16 protein-coding genes are annotated in these 16,808 nt (G+C 66.3%); 13 read left to right on the forward strand and 3 right to left on the reverse strand.

The genetic code is table 11. The features are described from left to right. Nucleotides 1–3: 3 nt before the first annotated feature. Genes ACN9MY_RS02960 through ACN9MY_RS03000 form a run of 9 tightly spaced genes read left to right on the forward strand, consistent with a single transcriptional unit; the run spans nt 4 to nt 11,847 of the window. Nucleotides 4–1,248, forward strand: coding sequence for a TIGR03087 family PEP-CTERM/XrtA system glycosyltransferase (locus ACN9MY_RS02960; RefSeq protein WP_426320398.1), 1,245 nt, complete (start codon nt 4–6; stop codon nt 1,246–1,248). Next, nucleotides 1,245–2,792 (forward strand): exosortase A, encoded by a 1,548-nt coding sequence (gene xrtA / locus ACN9MY_RS02965; RefSeq protein ID WP_426320400.1) that lies wholly within the window; start codon nt 1,245–1,247, stop codon nt 2,790–2,792. Before ACN9MY_RS02960 ends, xrtA begins: the two co-directional genes overlap by 4 nt. A gap of 9 nt (nt 2,793–2,801) precedes the next feature. Beyond that, a complete protein-coding gene (locus tag ACN9MY_RS02970; RefSeq protein ID WP_426167331.1) occupies nt 2,802–3,971 on the forward strand; it encodes a TIGR03088 family PEP-CTERM/XrtA system glycosyltransferase in 1,170 nt (389 codons plus the stop codon). After that, entirely contained in the window at nt 3,959–5,854 is a 1,896-nt protein-coding gene (locus tag ACN9MY_RS02975) for an XrtA/PEP-CTERM system amidotransferase (RefSeq protein ID WP_426320402.1), read from the forward strand. Before ACN9MY_RS02970 ends, ACN9MY_RS02975 begins: the two co-directional genes overlap by 13 nt. A 2-nt stretch (nt 5,855–5,856) precedes the next feature. Next, nucleotides 5,857–7,071: a TIGR04063 family PEP-CTERM/XrtA system glycosyltransferase gene (locus tag ACN9MY_RS02980; protein ID WP_426172103.1), complete on the forward strand. Its 1,215-nt coding sequence runs from the start codon at nt 5,857–5,859 to the stop codon at nt 7,069–7,071. Beyond that, nucleotides 7,068–8,213: a glycosyltransferase family 4 protein gene (locus tag ACN9MY_RS02985; RefSeq protein WP_426320404.1), complete on the forward strand. Its 1,146-nt coding sequence runs from the start codon at nt 7,068–7,070 to the stop codon at nt 8,211–8,213. The genes ACN9MY_RS02980 and ACN9MY_RS02985 overlap by 4 nt, the downstream gene beginning before the upstream one ends. Further along, nucleotides 8,210–9,580, forward strand: coding sequence for a phenylacetate--CoA ligase family protein (locus ACN9MY_RS02990; protein ID WP_426320406.1), 1,371 nt, complete (start codon nt 8,210–8,212; stop codon nt 9,578–9,580). The genes ACN9MY_RS02985 and ACN9MY_RS02990 overlap by 4 nt, the downstream gene beginning before the upstream one ends. A 13-nt stretch (nt 9,581–9,593) precedes the next feature. Continuing rightward, the gene (locus ACN9MY_RS02995; protein WP_426320408.1) at nt 9,594–10,886 is read left to right on the forward strand and encodes a putative O-glycosylation ligase, exosortase A system-associated; all 1,293 of its coding nucleotides are present in this window, start codon (nt 9,594–9,596) and stop codon (nt 10,884–10,886) included. Next, nucleotides 10,876–11,847 (forward strand): polysaccharide deacetylase family protein, encoded by a 972-nt coding sequence (locus ACN9MY_RS03000; protein WP_426320410.1) that lies wholly within the window; start codon nt 10,876–10,878, stop codon nt 11,845–11,847. Before ACN9MY_RS02995 ends, ACN9MY_RS03000 begins: the two co-directional genes overlap by 11 nt. Here ACN9MY_RS03000 and ACN9MY_RS03005 read toward each other — a convergent pair. Continuing rightward, nucleotides 11,844–12,161 (reverse strand): hypothetical protein, encoded by a 318-nt coding sequence (locus ACN9MY_RS03005; RefSeq protein WP_426167343.1) that lies wholly within the window; start codon nt 12,159–12,161, stop codon nt 11,844–11,846. The genes ACN9MY_RS03000 and ACN9MY_RS03005 overlap by 4 nt on opposite strands. Before the next feature lie 62 nt (nt 12,162–12,223). On the opposite strand from ACN9MY_RS03005, the gene ACN9MY_RS03010 reads away from it, so the two are divergent. Both ACN9MY_RS03010 and ACN9MY_RS03015 read left to right on the forward strand, forming a co-directional pair. Continuing rightward, nucleotides 12,224–12,481, forward strand: coding sequence for a MoaD/ThiS family protein (locus tag ACN9MY_RS03010; RefSeq protein WP_426167345.1), 258 nt, complete (start codon nt 12,224–12,226; stop codon nt 12,479–12,481). Between the two features lies 1 nt (nt 12,482). Further along, nucleotides 12,483–13,571, forward strand: coding sequence for a WD40/YVTN/BNR-like repeat-containing protein (locus ACN9MY_RS03015; RefSeq protein WP_426167347.1), 1,089 nt, complete (start codon nt 12,483–12,485; stop codon nt 13,569–13,571). On the opposite strand, the gene ACN9MY_RS03020 is transcribed toward ACN9MY_RS03015, so the two are convergent. Further along, nucleotides 13,564–14,175 (reverse strand): TetR/AcrR family transcriptional regulator, encoded by a 612-nt coding sequence (locus ACN9MY_RS03020; protein ID WP_426320413.1) that lies wholly within the window; start codon nt 14,173–14,175, stop codon nt 13,564–13,566. The genes ACN9MY_RS03015 and ACN9MY_RS03020 overlap by 8 nt on opposite strands. Before the next feature lie 115 nt (nt 14,176–14,290). On the opposite strand from ACN9MY_RS03020, the gene ACN9MY_RS03025 reads away from it, so the two are divergent. Both ACN9MY_RS03025 and ACN9MY_RS03030 read left to right on the forward strand, forming a co-directional pair. Then, on the forward strand, nt 14,291–15,286 hold the full coding sequence (locus ACN9MY_RS03025) for an MBL fold metallo-hydrolase (protein WP_426323670.1): 996 nt from the start codon (nt 14,291–14,293) through the stop codon (nt 15,284–15,286). A 96-nt stretch (nt 15,287–15,382) separates the two neighbouring features. Next, the gene (locus ACN9MY_RS03030; protein WP_426167351.1) at nt 15,383–16,402 is read left to right on the forward strand and encodes a TonB family protein; all 1,020 of its coding nucleotides are present in this window, start codon (nt 15,383–15,385) and stop codon (nt 16,400–16,402) included. A 42-nt stretch (nt 16,403–16,444) separates the two neighbouring features. Here ACN9MY_RS03030 and ACN9MY_RS03035 read toward each other — a convergent pair whose 3' ends face one another. Next, nucleotides 16,445–16,762: a hypothetical protein gene (locus ACN9MY_RS03035; RefSeq protein WP_426320415.1), complete on the reverse strand. Its 318-nt coding sequence runs from the start codon at nt 16,760–16,762 to the stop codon at nt 16,445–16,447. Nucleotides 16,763–16,808: the final 46 nt, after the last annotated feature.

Below are 16,808 nucleotides of genomic sequence, written 5' to 3' on the forward strand. Positions count from 1 at the left end.
ATCGTGGAAGACCTGCTGCTGCTGGTGCATCGCATGCCCTATCCGCCCAACAAGGGCGACAAGATCCGCTCCTGGCATTTGCTCAAGCACCTGGCGCAACGCTACCGCGTGCACCTGGCCACCTTTGTCGACGATCCGGACGACTGGCAGCACGTGCCCGTGCTGCAGGAGACCTGCGCCTCGTCGCATTTCCTGCCGCTGGCGCCGCGCGCGGCGCGCTTGCGCAGCCTGGGTGCCGTGCTGCGCAACCGCGCCCTGTCCTACGACTATTACCGCCATGCCGGCATGCAGCGCTGGGTCGACGACACCATGCGCCGGCATGGCATCGGCCGCATCGTGGTGTTTTCCTCGCCGATGGCGCAGTACGCCGAGGCCTGGCCGCAAGCGCGCCGGGTGATCGACTTCGTCGACGTCGATTCCGACAAATGGCGCCAGTACGCCGAGCGCAAGCCGTGGCCGGCCAGTGCGGTCTTCAGCTACGAGGCCAGCCGCCTGCTGCGCTATGAGCGCCAGGTTGCGGCCAGCTTCGACGCCGCGCTCTTCGTTTCCGCGCCGGAGGCCGAACTGTTCCGCCGCCTGGCGCCGGAAAGCGCTGCGCGCATCGGCTCCTTCAGCAACGGCGTCGACACGGCATTCTTCGCGCCGGGAAGCTACGCCAATCCCTACGCGCCCGGCGAAAAGGCGCTGGTGTTCTGCGGCGCCATGGATTACTGGCCGAATATCGATGCCGTGCAATGGTTCGCGGACGAGGTGCTGCCGGCCCTGCGCGAGCGCGATCCTGCGGCGCGCTTCGTGATCGTCGGCGCCCGCCCGTCGGCCGAGGTGCAGGCGCTGGCGGCGCGGCCCGGCGTTACCGTGACGGGGACCGTCCCTGACGTGCGGGCCTATGTGGCGCATGCCGCGCTGTCGGTAGCGCCGCTGCGCATCGCGCGCGGCATCCAGAACAAGGTGCTGGAAGCGATGGCGATGGCGAAAGCGGTGCTGGTGACGCCGCAGGCGCTGGAAGGCATCGATGCGGAAGTGGGGCGCGAACTGCTGCTGGCTGACGATGCCGCGCGCTGGATTGCCGCCGCAACGGCTGCCCTGGCCGGCCCGGCAAGCGGGCTTGACGCACTTGGCGCTGCGGCGCGCGCGCGCGTCGTGGCGGACTACAGCTGGGATGCCCGGCTGGCGCCCCTGGACCGCATGATCGAAACCCCGGCTGCGCGGCAAGCTGGCGCAGCCCCAGCCCTTTGGACACCGGCATGAATACCCTACCTTCCACCGGACCTGCCACGGCGCCCGGCGCGGCGACCGGACCCGTAGCGCACGCCCGCAACGCGCTGCTGGTGGCGCTGGTCATGCTGCTGCCGCTGCTGGTGTTCCATGAAACCGCCTTCAGCATCGCCCAGATCTGGGAGCGCTCCGAGACCTTTGCGCACGGTTACCTGATCCTGCCCATCAGCCTGTGGCTGGTGTGGCGCGAGCGCGCGGCGCTGCAGCAGTTGCCGCTGCAGCCGTGCTGGCCGGCCTTGCTCCTGCTGGCCGGCTGCGGCGCGGCCTGGCTGTTGGCCGACCTGGCTGAAGTGGGCATCGTGCGCCAGTACGCGCTGGCCGCCATGCTGCCGCTGACCGTGCTGGCCGTGCTGGGCAAGCGCATTGCCGGCGCCTTGCTGTTCCCGCTGGCCTTCATCCTGTTCGCGGTGCCGGTCGGCGAAAGCCTGGTGCCGCCGCTGATCGACCTGACCGCCAACTTCACCGTCCAGGCGCTGCGCCTGACCGGCATACCAGTCCTGCGCGAAGGGAACAACTTCGCCATCCCCAGCGGCAACTGGTCGGTGGTCGATGCCTGCAGCGGCCTGCGCTACCTGATCTCGTCGATCACCCTGGGCTGCCTGTTTGCCTATCTGAGCTACCGCACCGCCTGGCGCCGCGCCGCCTTCATCGTGGCATCGATCCTGGTACCGATCGCGGCCAACGGGGTGCGCGCCTACATGATCGTGATGATGGGCCACCTGAGCGGCATGACGCTGGCGGTCGGCGTCGACCACCTGATCTACGGCTGGCTGTTCTTTGGCATCGTCATGCTGCTGCTGTTCTGGGTCGGCAGCTTCTGGCGCGAAGACGCCCAGGCGGCGCGCAGCGGCCCGGCCGCGGCCCGGCCGCCGCTGGCCTTGCCCTTGCGCCCGCTGGCCGGCGGCGTGGCGGCCGTGCTGGCCGTGCTGGTGGTGTGGCCGGCGCTGGCTGCGCGCGCCGACCAGGCCACCGTGGCCGCAGCGCCAGCCAGTCTCGCGCTGGCCTCGCCGGCGCCGGCCGGACCGGCCTTCACCACCTGGCAGCCCGACTATGCCCCGGCCAGCAGCACGCTGCGCCAGTTCTATGCCGGCAAGCCGCCGGTCGGCCTGACCGTGCTGTTCTACCGCGATGCCCCGGGCAGCGCCAAGCTGGTCAGCTCGACCAACCGCATCGGCCAGCAGAAGGGCGCGTTCCACGAAAACAGTTCGGGCCTGCGCGACGAGAATTTCGGCGGCCGCCATATGGCCGTGCGCGAAGCCATGCTGGGCTTTGAGGGACGGCGCCTGCTCGTGTGGCAGTGGTACTGGGTCAACGGCAGCATGACCAGCAGCCATTACGTCGGCAAGCTGCTGCAGATCAAGGGCAAGCTCCTGGCCGGCAACGGCGATGGCGCAGCCGTGATGGTGTTTGCGCCCTATGATGAAGACCCGGCAGCGGCGCGTGCCGCCATGCGCGCCTTCCTGGATAGCAACCTCGAGCCACTGGACCGGGCCCTGGCCGGCACCCGGCGTCCCTGATTCCCTGCCATGAACGACATCCCACTCATCGTCCACCTGACGTATGCCCTGGATTTTGGCGGCATGGAAAACCTCATGGTCGAGCGCATCAACCGCATGCCTGCCGAGCGTTACCGCCACGCCATCGTGTGCCTGACGCGGGTCAACCCGGACTTCGTCAAGCGCATCAGCAAGCCCGGCGTCGCCGTGCACACCCTGGGCAAGCAGCCCGGCCTGTCGCCGGCCACGCACGGCGTGCTGTGGCGCCTGTTGCGCGCGCTGCAACCGGCCGTGCTGCACACCTATAACTTCTCGGCCATCGAATATGCGCCGGCGGCGCTGCTGGCCGGGGTGCCGGTGCGCGTCAACGGAGCCCATGGCCGCGACCACACCGACCCGGACGGCAGCAACCGCAAGCACAATTTCCTGCGCCGACTGATGCTGCCGTTCTACGACGTGTGCTATGCCAATTCGGCCGCCATGGAACAGTGGAACCGCGACGTGATCGGCGTGCCTCCTGCCAAGAGCCGCCTGCTGGCCAACGGCATCGACACCGAGCGCTTCCGCGTGCGCGGCGACAGCGAGGCGCGTCCCTTCTTCAACGATGGCGAAATCGTCATCGGCGCGGTCGGCCGCGTGCAGGACGTGAAGGACCACGCCACCCTGATGGATGCCTTCCTGCTGCTGCGCCAATTGCTGCCGCAGCAGAGCGAACGCCTGCGGCTGGCGATTGTCGGCGACGGCCCGCTGCTGCAGAAACTGCGCGACAAGGCGGCGGCAGCCGGCATTGCCGGCGCCGTGTGGCTGCCGGGTGCGCGCAACGACGTGCCCGACATCCTGCGCAGCTTCGACGTCTTCGCCATGTCTTCGATCGCCGAGGGCACGCCCGGCTCGGCCCTGGAAGCCATGGCCAGCGGCCTGCCGGTGGTGGGCACGCGCGTGGGCGGCATACCGGAAGTGATCGAAAACGGCATCACCGGCCAGCTGGTGCCGCCGTCGAACGCGGCCGCCATGGCGGCCGCGCTGAAGCACTATGTGGAAGCGCCGGCGCTGGCGCGCCGCCACGGCCAGGCCGGCCGCGAGCGGGTGCTGCGCAAGTACAGCATGCCGGCCATGGTGGCCGGCTACCAGGACATGTACGACAGTTTGTGCGAACGCAAGCTCAAGATAAGAAAGCCAGTACCATCATGTGCGGAATAACAGGGATCATGGATGCGCGCGGCGGGCGCGCGGTGGACGAGGCGCTGCTGCGCCGCATGAACGACACCCAGCATCATCGCGGGCCCGACGAGGGCGACGTGTATATCGAGCCGGGCGTGGGCTTTGGCCACCGCCGCCTGTCGGTGATCGACATTGCGCTCGGCCAGCAGCCGCTTGGCAACGAAGACGGCAGCGTGATGGTCTGCTACAACGGCGAGATCTACAACTACCGCGAACTGACCGCGCAGCTGAAAGCGCTCGGCCACACCTTCAAGACCAGGAGCGACACCGAAGTGATCGTGCACGCCTGGGAAGAGTGGGGCGAGGATTGCGTGCACCATTTCCGCGGCATGTTCGCCATCGGCCTGTGGGACCGCAACAAGCAGGTGATGTTCCTGGCGCGCGACCGACTGGGCGTCAAGCCGCTGTACTACGCCATGACGCCGGACGGCTGGTTCGCCTTCAGCTCCGAACTGAAGGCGCTGCGCATGCATCCATCGCTGCCGCGCGAGATCGACCCGCAAGCGGTGGAAGACTATTTCGCCTACGGCTACGTGCCGGAGCCGAAGACCATCTACAAGGGCGCGCTCAAGCTGTCGCCGGGCTTCCGCCTGACCCAGAAAGTCGGCGCGCCGCTGGCGGCGCCGGAGCAGTTCTGGGACGTGCCGTTCAAGCTGCACGAAAAGATGACCGAGAGCGATGCCCAGGGCGAACTGGTGGAGCGCCTGCGCGAGGCGGTGAAGATCCGCCTGGTGGCGGAAGTGCCGCTGGGCGCCTTCCTGTCCGGCGGCGTCGATTCCTCCGCCGTGGTGGCCATGATGGCCGGTTTGGATGAAGGCGCCGTGCACACCTGCTCGATCGCCTTCAAGGACAAGGCTTTCGACGAATCGGAATACGCGCGGCAGGTGGCCGGGCTGTACAAGACCGACCACTTCGTGGAAACCGTCGACACCGACGACTACGGCCTGCTCGACACCCTGGCCCACCTGTACGACGAACCGTATGCCGACAGTTCGGCGATCCCGACCTACCGCGTCTGCCAGCTGGCGCGCAAGCGCGTCACCGTGGCGCTGTCGGGCGACGGCGGCGACGAGAACCTGGCCGGCTACCGCCGCTACCGCTATGCGATGGCGGAGCAGAGCGTGCGCGGGCGCATTCCCGAAGCGCTGCGCAAGCCGGTGTTCGGCACCCTGGGCCGGGTCTACCCGAAGGCCGACTGGGCGCCGCGCGTGCTGCGCGCCAAGACCACCTTTGAAGCGCTGTCTCGCGACCTGGTGGAGGGCTATTTCCACGGCGTGTCGATCATGTCCGACGCCATGCGCGCACGCCTCTTTTCGGCGAAATTCCGCGCCGGCCTGCAGGGCTATGGCGCGATCGACGTGATGCGCGGCCACGCGGCCAGGTCGCCGACCGACGATCCGCTGTCGATGATCCAGTACCTGGACATGAAGACCTACCTGCCGGGCGACATCCTGACCAAGGTCGACCGCGCCTCGATGGCGCATGCGCTGGAAGTGCGGGTGCCGCTGCTGGACCACAAGCTGGTCGAGTGGATTTCCGGCCTGCCGCCGGAGATGAAGCTGAAGGGCAGCGAAGGCAAGTACATCTTCAAGAAATCGATGGAGAAGTACCTGCCGCACGATATCCTGTACCGCCGCAAGCAGGGCTTCGCGGTGCCGCTGGCGGCCTGGTTCCGCGGCCCGCTGCGCGCGCGCGTGCAGCAGGCGTTGCTGGGGCCGGCCCTGGCCGATACCGGCATGTTCAACCAGGACTTCCTGCGCGAACTGGTGGAGCAGCACCTGTCCGGCCGGCGCGACTACAGCGCCCCGATCTGGTCCCTGCTGATGTTTGAAGCCTTCCTGAAAAAAGAGATGCAGGCATGAGTATCCGTATCCTGCACGTGCTGGACCATTCGATCCCGCTGCACAGCGGCTATACCTTCCGCACGCGTTCCATTTTGCAGGCCCAGCGCGCGCGCGGCTGGCAGACCTTCCATATCACCAGCCCGAAACAGGGCGCAAGCGGCGCGCCGCGCGAGACGGTCGACGGCCTGGAGTTCTACCGCACGCCGCCGGCCAGCGGGCCGCTGGCGCAACTGCCGGTGCTGAACCAGGTGGCGGTGATCAACGCCCTGGCGGCACGCCTGCTGGAAGTGGCGCAGGAAGTGAAGCCCGACGTGCTGCACGCGCATTCGCCGGCGCTGAATGCGGTGGCCGCGCTGCGCGTGGGCCGCAAGCTCGGCATTCCTGTCGTGTACGAGATCCGCGCCTTCTGGGAAGACGCCGCGGTCGACCACGGCACCAGCAAGGAGTGGGGCTTGCGCTACCGCCTGACGCGCGCCATGGAAACCTGGGCCCTGCAACGCGTCGATGCCGCCACCACGATTTGCGAAGGCTTGCGCAGCGAGATCATCGGGCGCGGCATCCCGGCCAAGAAAATCGAAGTGATCCCGAACGCCGTCGATATCGGCGACTTCTCGGTCGGCGGCGCGCGCGACGAAGCGCTGGCGCGGCAACTGGGCCTGGAAGGCAAGACCGTGCTGGGCTTCATCGGGTCCTTCTATGCCTACGAGGGACTGGACATCCTGCTCAACGCCCTGCCGGCCATGCTGGCGCAGCGCCAGGAGATCCGCGTGCTGCTGGTCGGCGGCGGGCCGCAGGACGCCGCGCTGCGCGCACAGGCCCAGGCGCTCGGCATCGGCGACAAGGTGGTCTTCACCGGCCGCGTGCCGCACAGCGAAGTGCAGCGCTACTACAACCTGGTGGACGTGCTGTGCTACCCGCGCCACAAGATGCGCCTGACCGACCTGGTGACGCCGCTCAAGCCGCTGGAAGCCATGGCGCAGGGCCGCCTGATGGTGGCCTCGGACGTGGGCGGCCACAAGGAACTGATCGACGACGGCCGCACCGGCGTGCTGTTTACCGCCGGCGACGCCGCATCGTTGTCGCAGCAGGTGCTGGCGTTGCTGGAAGCGCCGCAGACATGGCAGGAGTTCCGCCAGTCGGGGCGCCGCTTTGTGGAGGAAGAACGCAACTGGACCGCCAGCGTGGCGCGCTACCGCAACGTGTACGGCAGCATCACGGAGAAAGCACTGGCATGAACGCGCCGCAGCAAGCATTCGCCGCCGTGCCGCGCGCCGAGGAGGCGCCGGAAGTGCAACGCATTGCCCTGGTCGGGCCGCTGCCGCCGCCTTCCGGCGGCATGGCCAACCAAGCCTTGCAGCTGGCCGGCTTGCTGCGCGAGGCCGGCATCGCGGTCGACTTCGTCCAGACCAACGCGCCGTACCGCCCGGCCTGGGCCGGCAAGGTGCGCGGCGTGCGCGCCCTGTTCCGCATGCTGCCGTATGTGGCAAGCCTGTGGCGCGCCGCCGGGCGCGTGCAGGTGTTCCATGTGATGGCCAATTCCGGCTGGTCCTGGCACCTGTTTGCCGCGCCGGCGATCTGGATCGCGCACCTGCGCGGCACGCCGGTGGTGGTCAATTACCGCGGCGGCGAGGCTGCCAACTTCCTCAAGCAGGCTGCGGCCTGGATGCGCCCCAGCCTGCGCCGCTGCGCCGCCCTGGCCGTGCCGTCGGGCTTCCTGGCGCACGTCTTCGGCCAGCACGGCATCGATTCCGTGGTGGTGCCCAATATCGTCAACCTGGAGCGCTTTGCCGCCGACGCGGCGCCGCGCGCGCGCGGCGCCTTGCGCCTGCTGGTGGCGCGCAACCTGGAAGACATCTACGACAACGCCAGCGCGCTGCGCGCTTTCGCCGTCATCCGGCAAACACATCCCGAGGCCACGCTCACGGTGGCCGGTTCCGGCCCGCTGCGCGGCGAACTTGAACAACTGGCCCAGGGACTGGGCGTGGCGCACGCTGTCCGCTTTACCGGCCGCGTCGATACCGCCGACATGCCGGGCCTGTACCGCAATGCCGACATCATGCTGAATCCCAGCCTGGTCGACAACATGCCCAATTCCGTGCTGGAAGCCCTGGCCAGCGGCGCCCTGGTGGTCAGCACCAACGTCGGCGGCGTGCCCTACGTGGTGGAAGACGGCAAGACCGCGCTGCTGGTGCCGCCGGCCAATCCTGCCGCCATGGCGCAAGCCGTGCTGCGCCTGGCCGAACAACCGGCGCTGGCCGAGGCGTTGCGCAGCGCCGGGCGCGCCAGCGTGGCGCAATATGCCTGGTCCAGCGTCAAGCCGCGCCTGCTGGATGTTTACCGCCAGGCCCTGGCAAGCAAAGGAGGGCGCCGCCCATGATGTACACCGCCCTGGTTTCCGGCGTGCTGTTCCCGCTGCATGAAAAGCTCAAGAAGCACAGCAGCGTGGCCGTGCGCCGCCATATGGAGCAGACCCAGTACTGGCCGCCGGCCCGGCTGCAGGAATTGCAGATCGAACGCTTGCGCGCCCTGCTGCTGCGCGCCCAGCAGCAGGTGCCGTATTACCGCGCAGCCTTTGCCCGCATCGGCTTCGATGCCGCGCGCGACTTCAAAGGCGTGGCGGACCTGGTGCGCCTGCCGCTGCTGGACAAGGCAACGATCCGCGAAAACATCGAAACGCTGAAAGCCGACGATGCCCGGAACCTGGTGCGCTACAACACCGGCGGCTCCACCGGTGCGCCGCTGACCTTCTTCGTCGGGCGCCACCGCGTCAGCCACGACGTGGCCGCCAAGTGGCGCGCCACGCGCTGGTGGAATGTCGATATCGGCGACCGCGAGATCGTGATCTGGGGCTCGCCCATCGAATTGAGTGCGCAGGACCGCGTGCGCATGGTGCGCGACACCCTGATGCGGACCGAATTGATGTCGGCTTTCGCCACCACCGAAGCGGGACTGGACGGCCACGTGGAACGCATCCGCCAGCGCAAGCCGAAGATGCTGTTCGGCTATCCGACCGTGCTGGCGCGCATTGCCTCGCATGCCGAGGACAAGGGCATCCGGCTCGACAAGCTGGGCATCCGCGTTGCCTTCGTCACTTCCGAATGCCTGTACCCCTCGCAGCGCGAGCAGATCGAGCGCGTGTTCGGCTGCCCGGTGGCCAACGGCTACGGCGGCCGCGACTCCGGCTTCATCGCCCACCAGTGCCCGGCCGGCAAGCTGCACATCACCAGCGAAGACATCGTGATCGAAGTGCTGGACCCGGAAGGCCGGCAACTGCCGCCCGGCGAATCGGGCGAGATCGTGGTGACGCATTTGCAGTCGGGCGATTTCCCCTTCATCCGCTACCGCACCGGCGACGTCGGCGCGCTGGACACCGAGCCATGCAGCTGCGGCCGCACCTTGCCGGTGCTCAAGGAAATCCACGGCCGCACCACCGACTTCCTGATCAACCAGGACGGCACCCTGATTCACAGCGCCGCGCTGGCCTACATCATGCGCGACCTGCCGGCGGTGCGCGCCTTCAAGGTGATCCAGGAAACGCTGGACTGGACCCGCGTGCAGATCGTGTACGACGGCCTGTTCGACGACAAGGCGCGGCAGGCGGTCGAAGCCGGCTTCCATGCGCGCATGGGCAAGCAGGTGAAGATCGACGTGGAACTGGTGCCGGAAATCCTGCCGGAAAAGAGCGGCAAATACCGCTATTGCGTGACCAAGCTGGAGACCCCATGGAACGCCTTGACCAAGTAAGCCGGGAGGCGCCATGCGCGACATAATCATTACCCTGATCGTATTCGGCTCGCTGCCGTTCGTTTTCAAGCGCCCCTTTTATGGCGCCGTGCTGTGGATCTGGATCAGCGTGATGAACCCGCACACACAGAGCTGGGGCTGGGCGCAAAGCATGCCGTTCGCCGCCATCATCGCGGGGACCACGGTGCTGGCAATGATGGCCAGGCCGAGAGAGGTGAAGTTTCCGAATACCACCCTGACCTGGCTCCTGGTGGCGTTTACGGGCTGGATGTGCCTGACGACCCTGTTTGCCATCGGCCCGGAAAACCCGCTGCCGCTGCTGAACAAGGTCGTGAAGATCATGCTCATGACCCTGGTCGTGGCCATGCTGGTGCGCACCCGCAGGGACATTGAAATGGTGGTGTGGGCCATCGTGGTCTCGCTGGGCTTCTATGGCGTGAAGGGCGGCCTGTTTACCATCCGCAGCGCCGGCGCCTACCGCGTGTGGGGACCGACCGGCACCTTCATCGAAGGCAATAACGAGATCGCGCTGGCCCTGATCATGGTGGTGCCGCTGATGCTGTTCCTGGGCGGCCTGATCACCAGCAAATGGGGCAAACGCGCCATGTGGGCTGCAGCCGGATTGTGCGTGCTGGCCGCCCTGGGCTCCTATTCCCGCGGCGCGGCAGTAGCGCTGGCAGCCATGCTCGGCTTCCTCTGGCTGAAGAGCCAGGAAAAGTTGAAGCTGGGCGCATTGATGGTGGTGCTGGCGCCGCTGGCGCTGGTGTTCATGCCGGAACAATGGCACAGCCGGATCGATACCATCAACACTTACGAGCAGGACAGCTCGGCGATGGGCCGCATCAATGCCTGGAAGATGGCCATCAACCTGGCCAACGACCATCCGCTGTTTGGCGGCGGCTACCAGATCTACAACAAGTTCATCTTCCAGCTCTACGCGCCCAATCCGGACGATATCCACGCCGCCCACAGCATCTATTTCCAGGTGCTGGGTGAACACGGCTATGTTGGCCTGGCGCTCTTCCTGCTGTTGTATCTCGTGGTCTGGCGCAACGGGACCTGGGTGATCAGGCACGCCGGCGAGCTGCCTGAACTGGAATGGACCATCCGGCTGGTGCGCATGCTGCAGGTGAGCCTGATCGGCTTCATGGTTGGCGGCGCCTTCCTCAGCCTGGCCTATTTCGACGTGCCTTACTACATCATGGTGATCATGGTGGCGACCCGCCTGCTGGTACAGAAAACCTTGAAAGAACAGGCGGCGCAAGCGCCCGCCGCGCTTGAAAAGGAGGCGGAAAGTGTGGCTTAAGCGGCAACTGGAACGGGGCGCCTTGTCGCTGCTGTCCGGCGGCGGCAGGCGTGCGCCGGCCATCCTGATTTACCACCGCGTGCTGCCGGCGCAGGACCCGCTGTTCCCGGGCGAGGTGCATCGCGAACAGTTCCAGCGCCAGCTTTGCTGGCTCAAGTCGCGCTTCAATGTGCTGCCGCTGCTGGATGCGGTGCGGCTGGCTGCCGAGGGCAGGCTGCCCGCGCGCAGCGCCTGCATCACCTTCGACGACGGGTATGCCGACAATGCCGAAGTGGCGCTGCCCCTGCTGCAGAAGCATGGCTTGCACGCGAGCTTCTTTATTGCCACCGGCTTCCTGGATGGCGGCCGCATGTGGAACGATACCGTGATCGAAGCAGTGCGGCGCGCGCCGGGCGAGGTGTTCGATGCCAGCGCGCTCGGCCTGGGACGCCACGCCATCGATAGCTGGGAGGCGCGCCGCAGCACCATCGGCGCCCTGATCGGCCAGCTCAAATACCTGCCGATGGAACAGCGCCTGCAGCAGGTCGGCAAGGTGGCCGCCCTTTCCGGCGCAGAGCTGCCGCGCGACCTGATGATGAGCGGCGCGCAGTTGCGCAAGATGCATGCGGCCGGCATGGGCATCGGCGGCCACACGGTCAACCACCCGATCCTGGCGCGCCTGCCGGCCGCGGAGGCGCGGCGGGAAATCGCGCAGGGCAGGGCGGCGCTGGAAGCGGCGCTCGATGCGCCGGTGCGCGCGTTCGCCTACCCGAACGGCAAACCGGGCCAGGACTACCTGCCCGAGCATGTCGCCATGGTGCGCGAGATGGGCTTTGAGGTTGCCGTGTCGACCTCGTGGGGCACCAGCCGCGGCGAAACGGACTGGTACCAGCTGCCGCGCTTCACGCCGTGGGACCAGGGCATCGGCAAGTTCGGCCTGCGCCTGGCGCGCAATATGCTGCAGCCGGCAGAACGCGTCTAACCGGCGTCGCCGTCGCCCTTGCGCAGGCGCGACAGCAGGGCCGCCGCCTGGTCATTGAGCGGCAGACCGTGGCGCCTGAGCAGCTGCACGTGCAGCACCAGGTTCTCCAGCACCAGCTTGGCCGCCACCGCCAGCAAGGTCAGGCGGCGGTCTTCTTCGCTGAAGCTTTCCATGGTGTCGGCCATTTCGCACAAATGGTTGGCGACCAGTTCGCGCAATTCCTGCTCATCGAACGGCAGGTCGGCAAAATCGATCGGGTCTTCCTGCTCCACTTCGTGCATCAACTGCTCGAGTTCCCGCGGGGTGATGCCCATGTGTGGCTCCGGTTATGCACACGCGTTTATTGTAGGCCAAAGCACGCTAGAATAGCTTTCCCATGGCCCAGATCATCTTTACCCAGCAGTTGGCGCGCTTCCTGCCGGTTCCGACGTTGGAAACCCAGGCGGGCACGTTGCGCGCAGCGCTGGACGGGGCCTTTGCCGCAAATCCGCGCCTGGGGGCCTACGTCTTGGACGAACAGGGCCGCCTGCGTGCCAACGTCGTGGTGTTCATCGACGGCAAGCGCAGTGAGCTCGACGAGCCGCTGCGCAGTGATTCCAGGATCTACGTGCTGCAAGCCCTATCGGGAGGATGACATGGCAGACCGCGCTTTTATTGCAAGCCGCAAGGGCTTGTTCGAGCTGGCTTACCGCAATGGCGCATGGGCGCTGGAGGAAGACAAGTCCTTCTTCGGCGACCCGGTATCGATGGTGCTGTACGACGCGCGCGATGGCGCCACGTATGCTTGCCTGAACCTGGGGCACTTCGGCGCCAAGCTTCACCGGCGCGATGCCGGCAGCGCGCAGTGGCAGGAAATCGCAGTGCCGGCCTATCCGCCCAAGCCGCAGGACAGTAGCGACAAGGTCGACTGGACCCTGAAGCAGATCTGGTCGCTCGAAGCAGGCGGCCCGGACCAGCCCGGGGTGCTGTGGGCCGGCACCTTGCCCGGCGGCCTGTTCCGTTCCGGCGACCGCGGCGAAAGCTGGCAACTGGTGGAAGCGCTGTGGCAAGTGCCGGAGCGCGCGCAATGGTTTGGCGGCGGCTACGACGTGCCGGGCATCCACAGCATTTGCGTCGACCCGCGCGACAGCAATGCAGTGCTGGTCGGCGTATCGTGCGGCGGCGCCTGGCTGACGCGCGACGGCGGCGCGAGCTGGCAGCTGCGCACCCAGGGCATGGCTGCGCGCTACATGCCGCCCGAGATGCAGGATGCCGGCGCGGTGCAGGACCCGCATCGCATCGTGCGCTGTACAGCCGAGCCGGACGTGCTGTGGTGCCAGCACCATAACGGCATCTGGCAGTCGCGCAATAACGCGGAGAGCTGGGAAGAAGTTACGGCGCCGCTGTCGAGCTTCGGCTTTGCGGTGGCGGTGCATCCGCGCGACGGCAGGACCGCCTGGTTCGTGCCGGCCGTGGCCGACCAGCAGCGGGTGCCGGTGGAAGCGGCGCTGGCGGTCAACCGCACTGCCGACGGCGGCGCCAGTTTCAGCACCCTGCGCAGCGGGCTGCCGCAGGAACATTGCTATGACCTGGTGTACCGCCACGGGCTGGCGGTGGCCGACGATGGCAAGACCTTGCTGATGGCCTCGACCACCGGCGGGGCTTGGCTGTCGACCAACGGCGGCGAGCACTGGCAAACCATTTCCACCACGCTGCCGCCGGTGTACGCGGTACGCTTCAACTAAGGCCGTAATAGGACAGGAACATTTCGACGGTGGCGGTGATGACCGCCTCCTGTTCCTGCGGCGTCAGCGGCGCCTTGCCCATCGCCACTTGCGGCCAGAGGGCGAACGACTTCAACTGGCCTTGCAGCATGTGCGACATGAAGGCCGGATCGCCCGCCTTCAGCACCTTGTCTTCCTGCGCCGCGCGCAGGAAGCTGGCCACGCCTTCTTCCTTCTTGCCCAGTTTGGTCATCATGTCGCCGGCGCGCTGCGGCGCGTGGATGGCTTCCGCAATGGCCACGCGCACCAGGTCGAGGAAGTAGTCGTCGCGCAGCATGGCCATTTTCTGGCGCATCAGTTCGAGCAATTGCGGCTTGAGCGGCTTGCCTTGCTGGTAGCCGATGGCATTCAGGGCGGCACTGCAATCCCACAGTTCCTGCAGGATCTGCTCGAACAGCTCGTCCTTGCTGGCGAAGTGGTTGTAGACGGTGCGTTTGGAAACGCCGGCCTCGGCCGCGATGCGGTCCATGCTGGTGGCTTCGAAACCGCGCGCACGGAATTCGGCGATGGCGGCCGTGATGATGGCGGCGCGCTTGCGGTCGGTGAGTTTGTCGGGTTGGTTCATAAAGAATATTTTACACCGGGTAGTTTACTTTTCCCAAAACAGAAACTACACTGTGTAGTGTAAATTTTCTGAACTGAACATGAAACGAACCCTGCTGATTGGAGCGATCTTCATCATGACTTGCCTTGCATTCAACGCCGCTGATTCTCGCCCTGCATACCGCAATGACGCGCCGCGCCAGCAGCCGGGTTTCCTGAAAATGCTCAAGGTGCTGTGGGACTTCACCTTCAACAAACCGGCCGATACCGTGCCGGCGCAAGCCTTGCCAGTGCAAGCACTCACTAGCGAGCAGCTGCTGGCGGCGCCTGACAACAGCCTGTTCCGCCTGGGGCATTCGAGCATCCTGTTGAAGCTCAACGGCGAGTTCTGGCTGACCGATCCGGTGTTTTCCAAGCGCGCCTCGCCGGTGCAGTGGGCTGGTCCGGCCCGCTTCCACGCGCCGCCGATCAGCATTGCCGAACTGCCGCCGATCAAGGGCGTAATCCTGTCGCACAACCATTACGACCACCTCGATTACGCCGCCATTCGCGAACTCGAAGTGAAGACCGAATACTTCCTGGCGCCGTTGGGTGTGGGCGACACCCTGGTGTCCTGGGGTGTTCCTGCGGCCAAGGTGCAGCAACTGGGCTGGTGGCAGTCGGCCACGGCCGGCAGCCTGAAGCTCACCGCCACCCCGGCCCAGCATTTTTCCGGACGCACGCTGTGGGACAGCAACAAGACCCTGTGGGCCTCGTGGGTGATCGAGAGCGGCAGCCTGAAAGTGTTTTTCAGTGGCGATACCGGCTACTTCAAGGGCTTCCGCGAGATTGGCGAGCGCTTTGGCCCCTTCGACCTGACGCTGATGGAAACCGGCGCCTACGACCCGAACTGGCCGGACATCCACATGCAGCCGAAGGAAACCATGCAGGCCCACATCGACCTGCGCGGCAAGGTCATGCTGCCGATCCACAACGGCACCTTCGACCTGGCCATGCATAGCTGGGACGACCCGTTCGAACAGATCACGGCCCTGGCCGCCGCCCGCGGCCAAACCCTGGCGACGCCGATGATCGGCGAAGCCCTCGCTATCGCCCAACCGCAGGCCACCGGCGCCTGGTGGAGGATGCCATGAAACCCTACCAGCAGTTTTTGAGAATGTGGCCCATTCCGCAGCAAGCGGAGTCGTGTTACAGTGAGGAAAATGTTAACCTCATGACAAGTGACCACCATGACCTTACTGAAAGTCTTGCCAGCCCTGCTGGCCAGTCTGGCTATTCTTCCTGCCCAGGCGGAAGGGGTCGGACGTATCGACCGGAGCGTCACGAAGCAGATCTCCGCTGACCTGAAGACTTGCGCCAAACCCGAATGGCCGAAGGAAGCACTGCGCAAGGAGCAAGGCGGGACGGTCATCCTGGCCTTCCTGATTGGCCTGGACGGCAAGGTGCTGGAATCGCGCGTTGAAAAGTCGAGTGGCCATGTCCAGCTGGACCTGGCGGCGCAGGATGGGCTGGCCAAGTGCGCATTCACGCCGCCTGAGAGCGTAGGCCGCACTGAACCGACCTGGACCAAGATGCAGTATGTCTGGACCATCGAGCCCAAAAAGACGCCCGCACAACTGCAAGCCATCTTCGAAAAGGACAAAGCCTTGGCGCTGCAAGGCGACGCTGAAGCCATGTACCGCCTGAGTGTGGCCTATGCAACTGGCCAGGCTACCGAACGCAATAAAGACGAAGCCATGCGCTGGCTGCGCCAGTCCGCCGAACACGGTTTTTCCCTCGCCCAAGAGGGCTTGGGCAATGTGCTGATGATGGGGAAGCAAACAGAACGGCTTCCCGACGAAGGCTGGGCCTGGATCGAGAAAGCTGCTGCCCAGGGCCGCGCCAGCGCGCAAATGACCTTGGGCATGTCGCTGCTGATCGGGCGGGGCAGGGAGCAAGACCTGGCGCGCGGGCGCGAACTGCTGGAAAAATCCGGCGCCCAGGGCAACGCCATGGCCATGGCCGTGCTGGGGACATGGCTGCTGCGTGAAGGCGGTGAGCCGCAGCAGGGCCTGAAGCTGATTGAGGAAGCAGCCGATAAACAGGACCGCATGGCGCAGTTTACCTTGGGCGAGGCGCTGGAAAAGGGCGAGCTACTGCCCCAGGACAACGCTCGCGCCCTGGAGTTGTACCGGCGCTCAGCGGCGGGGGGCTACCGGCCGGCAGTCACTGCACTGGCTCGCCTGCAGCCGCAGGCCCAAAAAAATTGATCAGCTTGTTGCACGCCAGGGCGAGGCTGCGCCCGGGCATGCTCACGCTTGAACATTGATCAGCTTGCCGATCGCCTGGCCGAGGGTATTGACGGTCGGGGGCGTGGGCAGCACGCCGGCTGGGATGCGTTGCCCGATGGCGTAATCAAGGCGAGGCGCTCGCAGCGTTGGCGCTGGCTCGGCTTGGGCGCGTGAGCTGTCCTGTTGTGCCCTGGAGAGGGATTGGGTGTCGAGTTGCAGCTGGGAGCGGCTGGCGTCCAGGCGGTCCTGGTCCCGGGCCACCTGGTCGCGATCGAACTGGACCTTGCGTTCGGCAAAGGCCAAGGCTGTCTGCAGAGCGTTGATGGAGTTCAGGGACACCACAAGTCTACCTTGATAGAGACCTTTCATTCAGGCATCTTGGTCA

The organism is Pseudoduganella sp. R-31 (genome assembly GCF_049913235.1).
Lineage (GTDB): Bacteria > Pseudomonadota > Gammaproteobacteria > Burkholderiales > Burkholderiaceae_D > Rugamonas.

Coding starts and splice junctions, on each gene's coding strand:
- xrtA (WP_426320400.1), top strand. CDS start 1,245: ATGAATACCCTACCTTCCACCGGACCTGCCACGGCGCCCGGCGCGGCG.
- ACN9MY_RS02970 (WP_426167331.1), top strand. CDS start 2,802: ATGAACGACATCCCACTCATCGTCCACCTGACGTATGCCCTGGATTTT.
- ACN9MY_RS02975 (WP_426320402.1), top strand. CDS start 3,959: ATGTGCGGAATAACAGGGATCATGGATGCGCGCGGCGGGCGCGCGGTG.
- ACN9MY_RS02985 (WP_426320404.1), top strand. CDS start 7,068: ATGAACGCGCCGCAGCAAGCATTCGCCGCCGTGCCGCGCGCCGAGGAG.
- ACN9MY_RS02990 (WP_426320406.1), top strand. CDS start 8,210: ATGATGTACACCGCCCTGGTTTCCGGCGTGCTGTTCCCGCTGCATGAA.
- ACN9MY_RS02995 (WP_426320408.1), top strand. CDS start 9,594: ATGCGCGACATAATCATTACCCTGATCGTATTCGGCTCGCTGCCGTTC.
- ACN9MY_RS03005 (WP_426167343.1), bottom strand. CDS start 12,161: ATGGGCATCACCCCGCGGGAACTCGAGCAGTTGATGCACGAAGTGGAG.
- ACN9MY_RS03010 (WP_426167345.1), top strand. CDS start 12,224: ATGGCCCAGATCATCTTTACCCAGCAGTTGGCGCGCTTCCTGCCGGTT.
- ACN9MY_RS03015 (WP_426167347.1), top strand. CDS start 12,483: ATGGCAGACCGCGCTTTTATTGCAAGCCGCAAGGGCTTGTTCGAGCTG.
- ACN9MY_RS03020 (WP_426320413.1), bottom strand. CDS start 14,175: ATGAACCAACCCGACAAACTCACCGACCGCAAGCGCGCCGCCATCATC.
- ACN9MY_RS03025 (WP_426323670.1), top strand. CDS start 14,291: ATGACTTGCCTTGCATTCAACGCCGCTGATTCTCGCCCTGCATACCGC.
- ACN9MY_RS03030 (WP_426167351.1), top strand. CDS start 15,383: ATGACCTTACTGAAAGTCTTGCCAGCCCTGCTGGCCAGTCTGGCTATT.